Source organism: Sphingosinicella sp., from assembly GCF_013911755.1.
Classification (GTDB): domain Bacteria; phylum Pseudomonadota; class Alphaproteobacteria; order Sphingomonadales; family Sphingomonadaceae; genus Sphingosinicella.
In genome coordinates this window covers 81,476-97,675 of sequence record NZ_JACESP010000009.1, presented here as the reverse complement: position 1 = coordinate 97,675, position 16,200 = coordinate 81,476, and the positions used below count along the sequence as shown (strand labels likewise).

The following is a 16,200-nucleotide window of genomic DNA, read 5'->3' as shown; positions in this document are numbered from 1 at the left end:
CCTTTGTTGAGCGATCGTCATCCGATATGGCAAAGCTGCCCCAAGCTCATATTAATAACTATCTTAGCAAACAAGTTTTTTAATCTCAAACCGATGTTCGCTATCTGTACCAAATGCTCCGCAATCAAATCTGTGACCGCGACGCCTGAGGAATATTCAAGCTGTCCTTCGGCCAATCCCGCCTCTGCGCAGCGGCCTCTCTGATAGGTTGATGACGTTTCCTTGTTTGCAGCGCTTTGTTTCCCTGTTCCCGAAACGACAAATTTCATAAAAAATGGCGGAAACCCAGGTCGCTTCGTAAGCTGTGCCATATGCTTTCCGTGTTATTCCTCCAGTTTTCCCTGTAAATTCCCGCAAAACACGGAACAACTCTCCGTGAGACCTGTCCAATATAGACTGCGCCACGCACCATACATTTTCCAAAAACTTTAGATTTTACGTTCTCGCGGTGAGCGGCCCGAGAGGGCCGCAGTTCTGCGGCGTTTGCGGGTGCACGTGTTGCGGCCCCCCTGCGGAGACGTGTCTCTATGCCGTAATTCGTGCGATTATTGCCGCGTGTCTCTGCGGCGCATTAAATTCGCGCACGGCCATTTGCGTGATGCTGTGGTGATGCGGGGGAAGATGTGCTCAGCAGAAGCCGAGCACGCGTTCCTGCTGGTCCCCCTCGAGCAGAACGATATCGAACGACGCGACTGTATCCGCCGACCATTCGCTGTTCTCACCGCAAGGCTCGAGGATGCCGCCGCGCGCGCCGCCCAGGGGCAGGGATGGAAACCGCTTTCGAACGCCAGAACCATTTTCAGTCGCTTCGTTTCCACACTATCAACTCCGCATGGCGTTCGGCATTTTCATCCATCGCTCTGATTCGGTCTACGACGATACGCCGGCCGAGCGTTATCAGTTTCCGAAGCAGTATCTCGATCGGGTGCGGGCATGCGTTGGCGACTGGATTGTCTACTACGAACCACGGAAGGTTGCTGACAGTAAAGGCTATTACGCGGTAGCCAAGGTCGAGGGGGTCATTGCCGATCCATCAATGCCCAATATGTACCTCGCGCTGATCGAGCCTGGCAGCTATCTTGATTTCGCAACACCGGTTCCGTTTGCCGATGAGAATGGGCCGATCGAGCGAGGCGTACTTAATGAGGTGGGGCGCATTTCTGGGAGGGCTCAGGCGGCTGTTCGGGGGCTGTCGTCGAGCGACTTCACCCGAATTGTGGCAGCCGGCTTGGTCGATGAAAATCCGCTTCTGCCGCGAACGGATTTCGCCGCCGTCGAGCCGGTTCTTCGCGAAGAGCAAGTTCCTTTTATTTTCGATGAAGTGCGGGAGCGGGTTGCCGCAATCGTGTCGCGCGTTGTGCGCGACCGCGTGTTCCGGCGAATTGTTTTGCGGGCCTATGATGAGCGCTGTGCGGTCACCGGGTTGAAGCTCATCAACGGCAGCGGGCGGGCCGAGGTGGAGGCTGCTCACATTCGTCCCGTCGAGGCGAACGGACCCGACATAGTGAGCAACGGCTTGGCACTTTCGGGGACAGCGCATTGGATGTTTGATCGCGGTTTGATTGGGCTGGATGACAACATGCGGATCATCGTTTCGCGGCAGGCCAATGATCCGGACAGCATCCGATCGGTCATTAATGCCAGCGGTCGGATATTGGCGCCACAGCGAGGGGCTGATCGGCCGCACCCGCAGTTCGTTCGGTGGCACCGCGAGCATTGCTTCAAGCATTGAGATGATGGCCCCATCGGCGGACGGGCAGCTCGCTGCGGACGCTCTCCTTGCGCATCTTCGCATTCTCGACTTCCAGTGCCGCCATCCTGTCGCGCCATTTCGCTTCTGATGGCGCCATCCCGATGATCTGCCTGTAAATGGCCATCCTGCCGCCGAGGTCGTATGACGGTAGGGCTTCCGCCTGTTTTTCGAGGGAAGCGATCTTCGCCGCGTTTCATGCTTCACTCGCCCTGGCGGAGAGGGCGTCGCGTTTTGCCCTGCGGCTACGCTCTGCTGCTTCGACACCCTCATCGACCAGCTTGATGGCATGAAGCAGGCCATCGTCTGCCTCGGCCAGTCGCTTCCGGCCTTCCTCAGGCCGGGATTTCATGAGAGTGACAATGTCCCGTGCCTCGTTCGCGCGCTTATCCTCGGTATCTCCGGCGGCGATTCCGAACAGCAACAGTACGCCGATGACACCGAACACCTTTCTGACTCCGGAAGGCGAGAATCCGAGCATGGACCACTCGGGTCGATAAAAGGAGTACGCAACGACCGCTACTGCGAGGACAACGACAATCCAGCTGGCAAGGCCGAGGGCTTCAAACATGCCTCCGAGAATGAGCGCTCCAAAGAGAAGACCAACTGCCACCAGCCATTTTGTGGCTCGCGATGGCCCGCTACTCTCCTTTTCCATAAGCCCCCGGATTCTCTGACCTACCAGATACATATTATAGTTGATAAACCGAAAGTATGTAAACGGCCATCTTTCCGCGCATGGACATGCGCAGACTGGTCGGTGAGAATTTTGCCCGGATACGGCGTGAGAAGGGATTGACGCAGGAAGACGTGGAAGCGCTTTCTGGCTTTTCCCAGCAGTATCTCAGCAGTCTTGAGAACGGCCGGCGCAATCCGACGATCATCACCTTGTACGAACTCGCACGGGCGCTCGGTGTGAGCCATGTCGAGCTGGTGGCGACGCCGACAGGTAGCGATACCTAGCGCCCGGCGTTCACCCATCGGCCACGATGCTGTCAATGGCTGCCTCTGTTCCGGAAAACTGCCAGGCTGCTACACCGGAAACCATGAGACGATAATCGGGATTATGTAAGGCGCAGAACGCGTAGGGTTCGGCACCGTGAGACGGCGTTCTGATCACACAGGCTTTGGCAAGAGCCATGCTAATTATGCCAAGGGATTCAGATCAAAAAATATAATCAACGTAAATTTTATGCACTAACCGAACCGCGGGTGCCGCGTTCACGTTGCCATCGACCGCGAACTTCGCGACTGCTGCTCCGTCGATCTTGAAATCTACGCAAGGCGGCGGGGTAGATCCATGAGACAGCTGAGGCATCAGTGAGAGGCGCGCGACTGTATCCGCCGACTGTTCGCTGTTCTCACCGCGAGGCTTGAGGATGCCGCCACGCTCGCCGCCGACGGACAGGGGCGGGACGTGTCGGCCGAGACCTCAAGGCAACTCGCCGCGCAGATACAGGAAATCGCAGGCCATTGCATGGCAATCACCGAAGCGATCGAACTGCTGAACAGGGAAGAATAATGGCGGCTTCGTTGGACCTTTGCGACTGTCCGGAATCAGACGCAGTAAGCCAGAAAGCCGCCCATCATACAGCCGTCATATCGATGGCCGCATCGCCCTGATTGGGGCCGTTCTTCACGATGTGGTGGCTCGCCACTTGATAGCTTTCGTACTTTGTGTTGGTCCACCCTATACGATGAGCATCGTCGGAAGGCGTAATCCAATTCCTCACGCAAGATCAGCTCGGCGTTGCACACGCGGCGAGGTCCAGTGACGAATTCAGCCCTGGCTGCGTTTTGCCATCCCTCGTGGACTCTTCAAGACTGCGCCGACCCGCCGTGGGAAGGTGGCTCATCACCGGCCTTGGCCGATCGGCCTTTGCCATTGAGGCTGCTTTCGATCAGCTGGAGATGCGCCAGCACGGCATTATTGAGTTCGTCGCAGGCCGAGATGATTGCCGCGGCGTATTCCTTCTGGGCGACGGCAAGGCTCTCGTCGAGGTTCAGAAGCGCTGCGAAGCCGGTGATCTGAGTCAGCGGTGTCCGCAGATCATGCGACAACGTGTGAAAGTAGGTATCGAACCGGCTATCCCTCCGTAGGGGAATGTTGTGCCATTTCCTGACAGGACCTTGCATCATCTGATGGACTCTCCGCGTTCGGGATTTGAGCGTTTTTGAGCCGACGAAATGCGCTACCCACCTCCCGTCGTCGTGAAACGGCATCAGGTGCAAATAATGCCGTCCCGGCGCCCGCGCTTCAACGTCGGCGGAGCGACGTTTCAGGACAAATCGGCAGCACGATGGTCTTTTCTTGCACCTTTCGGTTCGGTGGTTTGAAACTAGGCGATCATTCTCCCTCCCCGGCAATCTACCTCCATCGCGCAGGCCTGAACGCCGCTTTTATTATCGTTATACGCAATCAGGCTGAAGGCGTATAAGAGCAGACGATGGGGGCCTCCGGCCGCCAATAAGCGGAAGACAAATCCGTGCTCGTCACGATCTTCGCCCCGGGCAACGTGCATTTGCTTGAGATCGCAGGCCTGCGCGACGCTTTTTTTGAAGCAAACTGCAAGATGCAGTCTGGGCAGCCGTATCGCGTCCGGCTGGTGACCGAACACGGAACGCCCACAGAGAGCGCATCGGGCGTGATCTACATACCCGATGCGGGTATTTCCGATGCGGCCCAGCCTTGCGACACGTTGATCGTCGTTGGGCCTTATGGCCTGCCGGATCGCTTTAGCGAAAATGTAGTGCGTTGGCTGCGGGATCAGGCCATGCAGTCGCGGCGCTATGGCTCGACGTGCACTGGCGCCTTCCTTACGGCTCAAGCGGGGCTGCTGTCGGGACGCTGCGTCACGACCCACTGGCAATATGCAGAACGCCTTGCTGCCGCGTATCCTGATATCCAGGTCGAACCTGATCGCATCTTCGTTCGCGACGGACCGGTGTTCAGCTCTGCCGGTGTGGCTGCTGCAATCGATCTCGCCTTTTCATTGATCGAGGAGGATCATGGCCGTGCGCTGGCCCTCTGGGTGGCACGCAGGCTGGTCGTTTTTCTGAAGCGGCCCGGCGGGCAGTCGCAGTTCAGCGCTGCGTTGACCGCGCAAAGTACGACCACCAGTCCGATCGACAGAATACGGCTTCACATCCTCGAAAATCCACGCGCCGATTTGAGCCTCGCAGCGCTTGCAGATGCAGCCGGCGTGAGCCCGCGCCATTTGTCCCGTCTGTTCCACGCCGAGCTGGACATGAGCCCGGCTGCTTATGTTGAATTGACCCGGATCGATATCGCCCGGCGCCTTCTCGAAGACAGCTCGTCGCCTATCAAGACGATTGCCTATGCAGCAGGGTTTGGATCCACAACGACTCTCAGACGGGCATTTCTCCGCAGAATTGGCGTCACACCTCTGGATTATCGTCTGCGGTTTCAAACTACCAAGTCCGGGGACGCGAGAAACGACGGAAGCGCCTCTGTTTTGTCCTGAACTGCCGCAAAGCTGAAGTTGAAGCCCTGGTGCAGGTACCGCATCGTCGCGCCAGAGGTTTATCATGCGACTTGCTCCTTCCGTGCGTAGAGAAGCGAATATCGGAGACTGCCTGGCTGTTCCGCCGGGCCCTGGCGCGGCGCGCCGTACAAGCGGCGCAATGCGATGACGCATGACGTCATTGAAGGGGACCCTCGATCAACAGAGGCCGGGGCGTTCAAACCGGCACGATGGCATCTCCTGGCCAGGCGCTCTAGCGAACCGGCTGTTCCCGCGAGCGCATCTCTGCTCGCGCTCGATCATATCAGCGATGGCGTGTTGATCGCCGACGTGCGCATGAGAGGGCAACCCATCGTCCAGGTCAATCCCGCGTTCGAGGCGATCACCGGCTACACTGCCGCCGAGGCGATCGGGAAGAATTGCCGCTATCTCCAGGGCAGCGACCGTCTGCAGCCCGAAATCGCCGAAATCCGTGCCGCCCTGACAGAGGGTCGCGCCTGTTCGGTGACCCTGCGCAACTATCGACGGGACGGCACGATGTTTCGCAACGCGTTGCGCCTCGTGCCGCTTCGCGACGACACGGATCAGGTGACGCATTTCATCGGCTTTATCCGCGACGTGACCCATGCGGCCGGCATCGACCGCCTGACAGGTCTGCTCGATCGCTATGGTCTGCTCGATCGACTGGCAGCCTTGGACGCGTCTGCCACAACCACACTGCTGATGGTCAAGCTCGATATCCGTCGGTTCCACGATGTCAACAGCGGCTTTGGCTATGATGTCGGCGACGCGCTGCTTCAATCCACTGCCGCACGCCTGACAACGCTGCCAGCGATCGCCGTGTCGCGTGTCGGCACCAACAGCTTCGCGCTCGCGTTCGCACTCGACGATCACAGCTGCACCGCAAGTACGGTGGAGGGCGTCCTCGATCTCCTGAAGCCACGTTTCGTGCTCCCCGGCGCGTCATTGGCGGTCCAGTTCGCCACAGGTTTTGCCGTGGGGGTCGCCGGTGCGAATTCGCTCCAACTTCTGCGGCATGCTGGCGCGGCGCTGCAGCGATCAAAGGCGAAAGCCGGGCACCCGCCGCAGCCTTTCGCGGTCGCGGACGAGCGGGACGCGTGCAACCGCATCAGGTTGGCGAGCGAACTCCAGACTGCTGTTTCGAACCAGGAACTGCTGTTTCACTATCAGCCACAGGTCGATCTCGTCTCGGGTGAAATGGTTGGAGCCGAAGCGCTGCTGCGATGGAACCATGGGGCGTTCGGTCCGCAACCGCCCAACCGGTTCATCGGAATCGCCGAAGAAACGGGCGCAATCCTGGAAATTGGAGCCTGGGGTCTGCGCGCGGTTGCTACGTTTGCGGCGCAGGTCAACCGGGGTCATCGATCTCCGATCCGTTTCGCCTTCAACGTATCGGTCGTCGAATTCACTCAGCGTGACATGGTGGCGTTTGTCCTTCAGGTGCTCGACGAGACTGGCTGCCGAGCGGAATGGCTGACGCTGGAGCTCACGGAAAGCATCATGATCGGTGAGCCGGAGAATATTCGCCGTATCTTTGGGGAATTGCGTCGCCTAGGGGTCCGGATATCCATTGATGACTTTGGTACGGGTTATTCCAATCTACGCTATCTGGAGAGCTTCCCGCTGAGCGAGGTAAAGATCGATCGAAGCTTTGTTCATGATCTTGCACAGAGCGCGGCCAAACGCGTTATCGTGGAAAGCGTCGTCAAGCTTGGCGCAGCACTCGACATCCACGTCGTTGCAGAAGGCATAGAAACGGAATCTGAACGCGCGATCATGCGGGCACTGGGCTGCTCGATCGGTCAAGGATATCTGTTCGCCGCACCCATGGAGGAGGACAAGTTCCACAAGCTGCTCGACCAGGGTCTCATCTTGCGCGAGGGGTGGGATGCGTCGCGGTTCCTCACGACAATGGATCGGGCGTGACTTAACCGCGGCAGCGAATACCGCATGCCAGTGTCGAGAGAGCATTCCATGTCTGCGGAGGGGACATGAAACTGAGCCATCAGGCGGGATGAATGAAAGGCAGGTATTGGACGCCTTCTCTTGACCAAGAAGGGCGGAAATGGCGGCGGATGGCGCCGCCAGGCATCGGTTATCGAAGCTGAAGAGCCGGCAGTGATCAGGAAGCCGCACCTCCGCGATGTACCGAGTGGAAGTCTATCGGGCAGGTCACCAGGCTGACGACCAAAAGCCTTAGAAGTAAATGCTTCGGTCGCGGCTTGGGGCGGAAGGCGGCGGCGAGCATGACCAGCGAGCATAGGAGCCAGAAGATCGCGGCGAGCGGCACGGCGTTGCCGGCGAGCGCTCGCTGCCACCGTCCGATCGCCTGAAGCCCTAGAACGAATACCCAAGCTTCAAGTACCATTCGCGCGGCCGCGAATAGACCCCATACGTCGATCCGATGAAATTGAGGTCCGAGAATCCAGAGATAATGTAGCGCTTGTCGGTCAGGTTGGTGATACCACCCGTCACCGACCAGCCTTGGGCGGCATCGAACGTCGCCGACATGTTGAAGACGCTGTAGCCATCCTGTTTTAGCGAAGGTGTGTTGATCGCGTCCTTGTACGTCGCACTTCGATACGACCAGTCGCCCTGCAGCACCACGCGCCCTGCCTCACCATCGTAAGGCTCAACTGTAATCCCAGCATTTGCTGTCCATTTTGGCGTATTGGCCAGCGCACTGTCCACCGTCACCGGCGCCGCGCGGGCATCCACTTCGCGGTACTCGGCGTCAAGATAACTGACCGCTCCGGTCAGCCGGAAAGCGTCCGTCACAACCAGCTGGGCTTCCGATTCAAAGCCACGGATTCGCGCTTTTCCGGCGTTGCGCACCTTCGGTGCAAACCCGTCATTCACAACGATCTGCAGGTCGCTGTACTTCGTGTCGAATAGGGCGCTGTTCAACCGCAGGTGGCGGTTGAACAGCTCAACCTTCGCGCCGATTTCGAGCACACGCGCAAACTCTGGCTCGAACGCAGGTGCTTCCGGCTCGGGCGGGAACACGCGCTGCGTAAAGCCGCCGCTTTTGAAGCCACGCGAGAAGGTAAAATACCCAAGCATGTCGGGCGTAAACTTGTAGTCGAGCGTCACTGACGGCGTGAACTCGTTCGCCGACGTCGTACGTTGCACTGCGGGCAGGATGATATCCCCCACCCGCAGCGGCTGCGGAGAACCGGCGGCCATGCTGGTCACCGGGTTCGTCAGGAAGAACGGCGTCGGGAAGCCCGGTGGCAGCGGCGCCTGCGCAGCCGGATGTACGCGCAGCACCTCTTGGTCGGGCGAAAACCGCTTGTCCTCACTTGTATAGCGGCCGCCAAGCGTCAGATTGAGATTGTCAGTCGCATGAAAGATGAACTGAGCAAAGGCCGCATAACTGTCGTTCTTGACGCTACCGCCGCTCCGGAAATCGGTCGGCGCAGTGAACAGCGAGTTGATATCGGTGCCGCCTTCGTGGTGGTAATATAGGCCAAGCGTATAGTTCAGTTTTTCGCCGAACCCGTCGCCCTGAAGCTGGAATTCCTGGCTAAACTGATTTTGCGTGTAGTCGTTTTCGGTTCGCTGTATTGCGAGCGGCGACTGGTCGATATCGACCGCAAACGCACTATCGAGCTCACGGTAGGCGGTGATCGACTTGATGGTCACCGGTCCCGCATCCCACGACGCATTCAGCGATACGCCCCACACGTCCGACACCGAACGGTTTGGGCCGCTTTCGTTGGTTTTATCCTTGTCGCCAGTAAGCCACTGCGCGTTGTAGCAGCTGGGATTGGAGGTTGGTGATGGCGGCAGACAGCCCGGCGCATTCAGGAAAACGTTGTGAAACAGAGGGAAAATGGCGTTCTCATTGACATCGAGAAGCGTTGTTGCAACGGCGCGCTCGCGCGTACGCGTATAATCGGCGGACAAGAGAAGGTTGAAATCGGGCGTTGCATCCCACTCGGCGACAAAACGGCCTGAGTAGCTGTTCTGGTTGCCCTTCTTCTGTCCATCGACAAGTCGCTCGACATAACCGTCGCGCGTCAGCGCAAGGCCGCTGACGTAGAAACGGAAATCTTCGGATACCGGCACGTTGATCCGTGCGCCGACGTCAATCCGGTTGTACGAGCCGGTCGTGGCGTCAATGTTACCGCCAAGCTGTTCGTCCGGGCGCCGTGACGTGACGATAACAGCGCCGCCAATGGTGTTCTTGCCAAACAGTGTGCCCTGCGGACCGCGCAGCACCTGAATGCTCTCGACGTCGCGCGTCTCGAGCAGCGCGCCAACCGAGCGGCTGATGTAGACGCCATCGAGGTATATGCCGACACCAGGATCTACCGTCAGATTGAAGTCGGTCTGCCCGATACCGCGCAGAAACACAGTGACCGAGTTGCTCGATCCCGAAGCTGCCGCCGCGGAATCGAAGCTTAGGCTCGGCGTGAACTTGCCGATGTCCGACACATTGTTGATCGCGCGCTCTCGAATAGCGTTCTCGCCAAACGCAGAGATGGCGACGGGCGAATCCTGAAGATTTTCGCTGACGCGCCGCGCCGTAACGGTGATCATCTCCAGCTCGGACGCATCGACTTCAACACCGTCCGTTTGCTGCGCGAACGCTGGAGCCGATGCGCTGGCCAATACCGCAAGCGCGGAGCCCATAAGAAGCTTGCACATAATCTCTCTCCCCTCGACAATTTTGGTGTTCTTCTTGTGTTTCATGACTGTGCCTTCGGCAGTTCCAGGGTCAGGCCGTCGAGCAGGTCGGTAAGGCGGATCTGGCAGGACAGCCGCGAATGCGGCGCACGTTCCGCTACGCAATCGAGCATTTCGTTTTCGGTCTCGCTCGGCGGTTTCAGCGCATCGAGCCACTCGGGGCCAACGTAAACGTGGCACGTGGCGCAGGCGCAGGCGCCCCCGCAAACGGCTTCGATACCGTCCACGCCGTTCAGAACGGCCGCTTCCATGAGCGATACTCCCGCTTCGGTTTCGACCAGGTGCTCGAAGCCGCCGGCTGCGCGGAAGATCACGCGGACCTTTGCGGTCATTGCGTCACCTCCTCCGCCGGAACGCCGACGTTTCCGCCAATCACTGCGCAGCCTCGATGAATGCTGCCGTCGTGCGCGCGAAATCGACGGGATGTTCGATCATCGCCCAGTGCCCGCAGTCGGGCATGATGTAGCCCCAGCTCGGACCAATTAGCTCAAGGAACTTGTATGCGTTGGCGAGCGGAACGACCTTGTCGAGCTTGCCGTTTACGATGAGTGTCGGCACGGTGACACGCCGGATATAATCGTCTTCGTAGTAGAGGCCGCCCTGGTCGCGGATCCACTGCATCGTGGCGCTGTAAGCGCGGCGCGTTTCCGGATCTACCGACAGTGCATACCTGTAGTTGATCATCGCATCGTCGATCTGGAAATTGTCGGTCGTTAGTGCACGGACGAGACGGATCATGCCTTCGCGCGTGAAATCATATCCAAGCACGGGTTCGAGCGCAGGATCGATTTTCGACACCAGACCGGCGCTGCCCATCAGGACGAGTTTGCGAACGAGTCCCGGCCGTTCGACCGCGACGCCGAGCGCCGATGCGCCACCCATCGAATTGCCGACAAGCGCGACATTTGAAAGCCCGAGCGCATCGAGAAAGCCTGCAAGGTGATCGGTTCTCGCCGCTTGTGAAAAAACGAATGGATCGGCGGGTTTCGCAGTGCGTCCAAATCCAAGCATGTCGACCGCAATCACGCGATAGCGATCCGCCAGGACCGGCATAACGCCGCGCCAGTTGCCCATACTGTCGGCACCAGCGCCGCCGCCATGAACCAGCACCACGACATCGCCGCTACCTTGCTCGTGGTAATACGTCTCCATGCCGCGAACGGTCACCGACCGTCCGGCTGTTGCAGCCAAAACCATGTTCTTGTCTCCCTAGAGGCGCGCGAACCCGCCGCCAAACGCCTAAACGATTGCTATTCCGCCCATCCCCGTCATCCATTGAGGCATCGGTTCGTAATAGATTTTCTCAGCCCTCCGGCCCGGCAAGGTGGCCGCTGCCATCACCCAGTTGACGATTTCCAGACCGCCGTTACCCGCGTTTTTGAGCAACGTTTCAGTATCGATAGCCCTGAGCCAGCGCATATCGCCCGATTGGAACGCGGCGATAACGCGGCGGTCGAACTCCTCGTTGACCTCACCATGTCCCGGGATGTTGATCCAATGGCTGAGACCGCCTGTTGCAACCACGACAACACGCAGATGCGAAGGCAGGTCGAGCCCGACTGCTTCGGCGACGACATCACCAAGCCGTGCCGCGCGCGCTGCAGTCGGCGGCGGCGTCATGTTGGCGTTGACGTAGATCGGGACGACCGGAATCCTGCCATCGGGATCGATGAACATTAACGGTACCATCACGCCATGATCCGGGCGAAGCTCTTCGCCCTGCGCGAGGTCGAAGCGATCGGCCGCCCGCGCGCACAGCGCTTCCGCGAAGGCTCGGTTTCCGGCAAAAGGCCGCTGCTCAATGTCCATATCGCCCAACGGAGTGAACGTATCCGAAACACCAACCGTGAAGGGCGGCTGAAGACGCGTCGTGATGTTGAAAAGATGGTCCGAGCCGATGACGATCAGCAGGTCTGGCCGCAAGAGGCGAACACGCCTGCCGATCTCGTTCATGCCCTCGACGACACGAAGTGCCTGGGCGTCTCCATCGGGCGAACCGAATAGAACATGCGAGGTGGCGAATGCTCCAACGATTTCAGCCATTGCGATCGACCATTTTCCGGTACGCCTTAACGCTGACGAAGTCTGGCGCCATGGGATTTGTCAGCATGAAATGATGCATCTGCAAAACCGGATGAAGACCGACTGCGGTGAGAGCGTCAAATCCTCCCTCGTCAAGCGCTGCGCGTTGTGCGCTCGAAAGGCCATAGCGCTCGTATAGCGCCTCTCTGTCCGCCCTGAACAATTCGACATTGCCGGGGTTTGTAAAGAGCTCTTGCATCAGCTGGTTTACTGGATAGGAGGCGGTCGTGCCCATCAACGCGCTTCCTGAATGCCGCGATTGTGCTGACTGGCAAGCCGCCGCCACTCGATGATTGCGCGGTCCGGCTCGAACAGGATTTCTTCAGCCCAACCGCGATCATCAGCGTAGAACGGCTCCATCGATTCCCGTGCCATGACGTCGTCATCATTGAAGCCGTTAAGCGCGAGGCCTACCCATTTTTCGTGGAATTCTCGCTCGAAGGAGTCTGCCGCTTCCTTTGACGTCACGACTTTGCCCAGCGTCTGGAAGTAGAGGTGGCTGGTCTCGTCGACCGGCACGTACCATTCGAACTGCGTGAGCTCGGGATCCGGCCACGGTTCGACCTTGAGTACGCCCGGCAGCCAGATCGATATGCTGATGGCGACGCGCTTGCTGCCAATGTTGCCATGGATTGCAGGTTCGCCTTCGATCATGCCTTCGAAAACCGGCACCGAATGCTCGCCAAGCAGATCGTAAACACCTTTGGGCTTACCCGCAGCAACCTCGGAACGCGTAAGCTGGTCGGGATCGCCAGGCGCAAAGCCAAGCGGCAGAATGATGTCGTTGCCCTTCACCAGGATCGAATTCTTGTGAATGAAGACGTGCCCCGCATCGAAGCCGTTTTCCGCACCCAAGCGCCAGTTCGAGGCCACGAGCCGATGTTGGCCGTGAATGGCGCGGTTTTCATCAAGGAAACCGGGCGGTACATCTTCGACAAGTGGCGTTGGTTCGCCGTCGCCTACGTAAACGAAGATAAGACCTTTGGCCTCTTCAACCGGGAACGTCTTCAAAGCGCGCCGGCCGATCTGCACACTGCCGGGGTTTGTGAGGATATCGACGAGGCGGCCATCGTCCCAGCGATATGTCCAGCCATGATACCAGCAGGATATGGTGTTCTTGGAATAGCACTCGACCCGGTCGGAAAGCGTTACACCGCGATGCAGGCACCTGTCCTGGATCGCATAGACCTTGCCGCCCACGCGATTGAGCAGAATCTTCTCTCCCAGGAGCTTGACGGGAACGGGAGTACCTTCGGCGATTTCGCTCGCGAGGCGAACGGGATACCAATGGTTTCGGAACCCGAGTTTCGCACGGATGTAAGGCTCCCAAACCTTGGTTCTGCGCTCGGCGATTGATGGTTGGTTAGCCACGTCCTATAAAATCCCAACGTTATTGTTGACGAGATTGCTAACAATCTTCAAAACAATCGTCAACCCGCCTTTATTTGTGGGTGGCTAGGAGAAAATTGGCGCATGATTTCAACGACCATGACTTCGCTCGACAAGGAAGAATCGCCGGCACACCGGGCTGCGGCTTTCATCCGCGGTGCGATTCTCGAAGCACGATTCGCGCCCGGCCAGCGCCTTGTGGAAAGCGAGCTCAGCAGCCTCACGGGCCTTGGCCGAGGGCCTGTACGCGAAGCGCTGCGCTTGCTGGCCGCTGAAGGTCTGGTTGCGATCGAGCGCAACAAAGGTGCTGTCGTGGCGCGAGCCTCGAAGGCGATGATGGCCGAGGTTTTCGAAGTTCGCGAACTTCTGGAAGGTCTTGCGGCGCGCCGCGCGGCGCTGCGTGCGGCCACCTCGCCTTACCTCGAATCAATAGAGCGCGCGCTTGACGAGGAATCGCTGCGGAATGTCGACGACAGCGGCCTTATCCTGATGGAGGCAAACGAGCATCTGCACCAACTTGTCGTCGATGCGGCGGAAAGCCCCGTCATCGAGCGCGTACTGGTACAAATGCAGCTTCCCGAGCTGCGCTCGATATTCTTCAGGCTAATGTCGCCGACCATATGGCGCCACTCGCGCGAAGATCACATCGGCATCCTCAACACCATTCTGAAAGGTGACGGTGAGGCCGCCGAACAGCGAATGCGAGCGCATGTGCGCCGCACCGCCGCGCTTTTTGCTGACCTTCCGGATGAGCTCCTGCGATGACCGCACACGGGATTGCAAGTGACCGCCACGCTCTCACCTGCTAGGTTCCGTCTGCACAGCCGAGAACAGTGCATGAAACTCGGGAAAGGTACGCAAGCGCCTAAACGCACGGCTTGGGAGGCGTAGCGGAACGACCCGTGACTTGATATTCCCAAGCAGGATCGATTGTCTCGTTCACTCGAGCGCAAGGCAATATGCACGTCTCGTCGACAAATGGGTTTGAACGACTGGTCTCGACAGTCGGGAGGGTGGCACGCACTCGATGCGAAGAAGGAAGCCTTCGCTGATTTACAAGGCCACAGGCCATGAGATCAAGGTGCCCACTATCCTGTTTCATGGCACTGCCGACTGGCGCGTGCCGGTCAAGGACGCGCTCGACGTGGCGCAGGGGCTGAACAAGGCCGGCACGCCCTTCGCACTACACATCTACGAGGGCGACACCCACTCGATGACGCTGAACGCTCCGGACATGATTGCGCGGACGCTCACCTTCTTCGAACACTATCGCACCGGCACAGCCGATGACGGGGCCAAACCATCCGAAGCTGACCCAATGCCTCTGATCCACGCCGACAGCGAACTCGACCGGTAGGCCAACCACAACCCGCCAATCGGCTTCCGGCCCAGTTGCCGCCATCGGCGAGCACCTGAATGTATGGCAGCTCTTGGGGAGCTAATCCGAGGCTGGGAATGACGGCTTTGTCGGCGGTCGTGTACCAAGATTTCCAGTTTGGCCGACCCACCGGGAACATCACCTCCGCGCCCGGTGCCGCCTCGGCAGAGTTGCGGTTGCGTGCGGCCTGAACTGAAGCTCCGAGGAGGAGGGGTTCGTCAAGCGGAGAGCGGATTTCTCGGCTGATACCTCCCGGGGAGCCGAGCTGAGGCATGCAGCAATGATTTTATATCAGCGCGTCGAGGCATTTAGTGCCACCAGATGGCGCCTATCGATCAGAGCTTCATAGTCAGCAGGTTGGGCAAGGCTTTGGGTGCGGCCGTTGTCGCGCAGGAAGACGGCCATGTCGTAAATGGATCTGGAAAGCGCGCCAGGTGTCGATGGCAGCACACTCGGTGCGGACATAGTTGGCGACCAGGTCCGGATGAGCGCGAGCGAAGGTGTCGCTGACCACAGAGATATCCCACATGGGATAGCCGCGGTGGGCCATCTCCGAATTGTCGATCAGTATCTTGCCACCCTGAGCCACCATCCGGCCGATAGCTGGCTCCCAGACGTAGGCGGCGTGGATCTGTCCGGCTGCCCACGCCGAGGCGGCCTGATCGGGGGTCATGTCGAGAAGGCTGACGCTGTCGGGCGATAGACCGGCCTGCTTCAGCAGTACATTGAGGAGATAGTGGGAGGTCGAGCCGAATGGCGTGGCGATCCGCTTTCCCACCAGGTCCGCAGGCGTTGCGATGGCTGGCCTGACCACTAGGCCTTCGACGCCTTGCAGCATGTTGAGCAGGAGAATGCCCCGATAACCCAGTCCTCGGGTGACACCGACGCTGGCCGGGGGCCCGCCCATGGCGCCAAAATCGATCTCTCCCGCAGCAATGGCGGCATTGACCTGGCCGCCAGTCTCGAACCCGATCCACCTGATCGGCACGCACATCGCCTTTTCGTGCAGGCCTTGGGCCTTGGCGACGAGCTGGGCGTTGGCGAGCTTCAGGTAGCCAATCCGCACCTCGGCAGGCAGCGGCGTCTCTGATCGGTTGATGACGTTTCCCTGTTAGAGGCGCTTACATCCCTGTTCCCGAAACAGCCCACTCCGCGTGGGAACGGCAGAAATCCAGGGCCTGTCGTAAGCCATGCTATGTGGTTTCCGTGTTCATTGCCCAGTTTTCCCTGTAAATTCCCAGAGATCACTGAAAATACTGCCTCGAGCTCTGCGAGCTATGGACTGCGTTACGCACCATACATTTTCAAAAACTTTGGATTTCGTGTTCTCACGGGGAGCGGCCCGAGAGGGCCGCAGTTCTGCGGCGTTTGCGGAGCCGGGTGTTGCGGCCGATTTTCAGAGA

At 59.1% G+C, this 16,200-nt stretch carries 16 protein-coding genes; 6 read left to right on the top strand and 10 right to left on the bottom strand.

Annotated elements, in window-relative coordinates; genetic code table 11:
- Nucleotides 1-17: 17 nt before the first annotated feature.
- Entirely contained in the window at nucleotides 18-311 is a 294-nt protein-coding gene (locus tag H2052_RS08435; RefSeq protein ID WP_293780115.1) for a hypothetical protein, read from the bottom strand.
- 521 nt (nucleotides 312-832) lie between these two features.
- Between H2052_RS08435 and H2052_RS08430 the strand changes: the two genes are divergently transcribed.
- Entirely contained in the window at nucleotides 833-1,732 is a 900-nt protein-coding gene (locus H2052_RS08430) for an HNH endonuclease (RefSeq protein ID WP_293780112.1), read from the top strand.
- A 214-nt stretch (nucleotides 1,733-1,946) separates the two neighbouring features.
- Here H2052_RS08430 and H2052_RS08425 read toward each other — a convergent pair whose 3' ends face one another.
- Nucleotides 1,947-2,321 (bottom strand): hypothetical protein, encoded by a 375-nt coding sequence (locus H2052_RS08425; protein ID WP_293780109.1) that lies wholly within the window; start codon nucleotides 2,319-2,321, stop codon nucleotides 1,947-1,949.
- A gap of 167 nt (nucleotides 2,322-2,488) precedes the next feature.
- Here H2052_RS08425 and H2052_RS08420 point away from each other — a divergent pair, with 167 nt between their 5' ends.
- A complete protein-coding gene (locus H2052_RS08420; RefSeq protein WP_293780106.1) occupies nucleotides 2,489-2,713 on the top strand; it encodes a helix-turn-helix transcriptional regulator in 225 nt (74 codons plus the stop codon).
- An 855-nt stretch (nucleotides 2,714-3,568) separates the two neighbouring features.
- Here H2052_RS08420 and H2052_RS08415 read toward each other — a convergent pair.
- Nucleotides 3,569-3,973: a histidine kinase dimerization/phospho-acceptor domain-containing protein gene (locus tag H2052_RS08415; protein WP_293780178.1), complete on the bottom strand. Its 405-nt coding sequence runs from the start codon at nucleotides 3,971-3,973 to the stop codon at nucleotides 3,569-3,571.
- A gap of 263 nt (nucleotides 3,974-4,236) precedes the next feature.
- Between H2052_RS08415 and H2052_RS08410 the strand changes: the two genes are divergently transcribed.
- Both H2052_RS08410 and H2052_RS08405 read left to right on the top strand, forming a co-directional pair.
- Complete coding sequence (locus H2052_RS08410; protein WP_293780103.1) at nucleotides 4,237-5,235, top strand: helix-turn-helix domain-containing protein; 999 nt, start codon at nucleotides 4,237-4,239, stop codon at nucleotides 5,233-5,235.
- Between the two features lie 165 nt (nucleotides 5,236-5,400).
- Entirely contained in the window at nucleotides 5,401-7,182 is a 1,782-nt protein-coding gene (locus tag H2052_RS08405; RefSeq protein ID WP_293780100.1) for an EAL domain-containing protein, read from the top strand.
- Nucleotides 7,183-7,593: 411 nt separating this feature from the next.
- Here H2052_RS08405 and H2052_RS08400 read toward each other — a convergent pair whose 3' ends face one another.
- The 6 genes from H2052_RS08400 to H2052_RS08375 are packed head-to-tail and all read right to left on the bottom strand — an operon-like array spanning nucleotide 7,594 to nucleotide 13,401.
- Nucleotides 7,594-9,954 (bottom strand): TonB-dependent receptor, encoded by a 2,361-nt coding sequence (locus tag H2052_RS08400; RefSeq protein ID WP_293780097.1) that lies wholly within the window; start codon nucleotides 9,952-9,954, stop codon nucleotides 7,594-7,596.
- The gene (locus H2052_RS08395) at nucleotides 9,951-10,280 is read right to left on the bottom strand and encodes a 2Fe-2S iron-sulfur cluster-binding protein (RefSeq protein ID WP_293780094.1); all 330 of its coding nucleotides are present in this window, start codon (nucleotides 10,278-10,280) and stop codon (nucleotides 9,951-9,953) included. Before H2052_RS08395 ends, H2052_RS08400 begins: the two co-directional genes overlap by 4 nt.
- 40 nt (nucleotides 10,281-10,320) lie before the next feature.
- Nucleotides 10,321-11,145: an alpha/beta hydrolase gene (locus tag H2052_RS08390; protein WP_293780091.1), complete on the bottom strand. Its 825-nt coding sequence runs from the start codon at nucleotides 11,143-11,145 to the stop codon at nucleotides 10,321-10,323.
- Between the two features lie 42 nt (nucleotides 11,146-11,187).
- Nucleotides 11,188-11,991 carry a hypothetical protein gene (locus tag H2052_RS08385; protein ID WP_293780088.1) on the bottom strand — a complete coding sequence of 268 codons (804 nt, stop codon included), beginning with the start codon at nucleotides 11,989-11,991 and terminating at the stop codon, nucleotides 11,188-11,190.
- Nucleotides 11,984-12,265, bottom strand: a complete 282-nt coding sequence (locus H2052_RS08380; protein ID WP_293780085.1) for a subunit of meta cleavage enzyme — start codon at nucleotides 12,263-12,265, stop codon at nucleotides 11,984-11,986. Before H2052_RS08380 ends, H2052_RS08385 begins: the two co-directional genes overlap by 8 nt.
- Nucleotides 12,265-13,401: a Rieske 2Fe-2S domain-containing protein gene (locus H2052_RS08375; protein ID WP_293780082.1), complete on the bottom strand. Its 1,137-nt coding sequence runs from the start codon at nucleotides 13,399-13,401 to the stop codon at nucleotides 12,265-12,267. The genes H2052_RS08380 and H2052_RS08375 overlap by 1 nt, the downstream gene beginning before the upstream one ends.
- A 102-nt stretch (nucleotides 13,402-13,503) precedes the next feature.
- Here H2052_RS08375 and H2052_RS08370 point away from each other — a divergent pair, with 102 nt between their 5' ends.
- Entirely contained in the window at nucleotides 13,504-14,184 is a 681-nt protein-coding gene (locus tag H2052_RS08370) for a GntR family transcriptional regulator (RefSeq protein WP_293780079.1), read from the top strand.
- Between the two features lie 262 nt (nucleotides 14,185-14,446).
- Nucleotides 14,447-14,776, top strand: a complete 330-nt coding sequence (locus H2052_RS08365; RefSeq protein WP_293780076.1) for a prolyl oligopeptidase family serine peptidase — start codon at nucleotides 14,447-14,449, stop codon at nucleotides 14,774-14,776.
- Between the two features lie 370 nt (nucleotides 14,777-15,146).
- Here the strand turns inward: H2052_RS08365 and H2052_RS08360 are convergent, their stop codons facing one another.
- Complete coding sequence (locus H2052_RS08360; RefSeq protein WP_293780073.1) at nucleotides 15,147-15,863, bottom strand: ABC transporter substrate-binding protein; 717 nt, start codon at nucleotides 15,861-15,863, stop codon at nucleotides 15,147-15,149.
- Nucleotides 15,864-16,200: the final 337 nt, after the last annotated feature.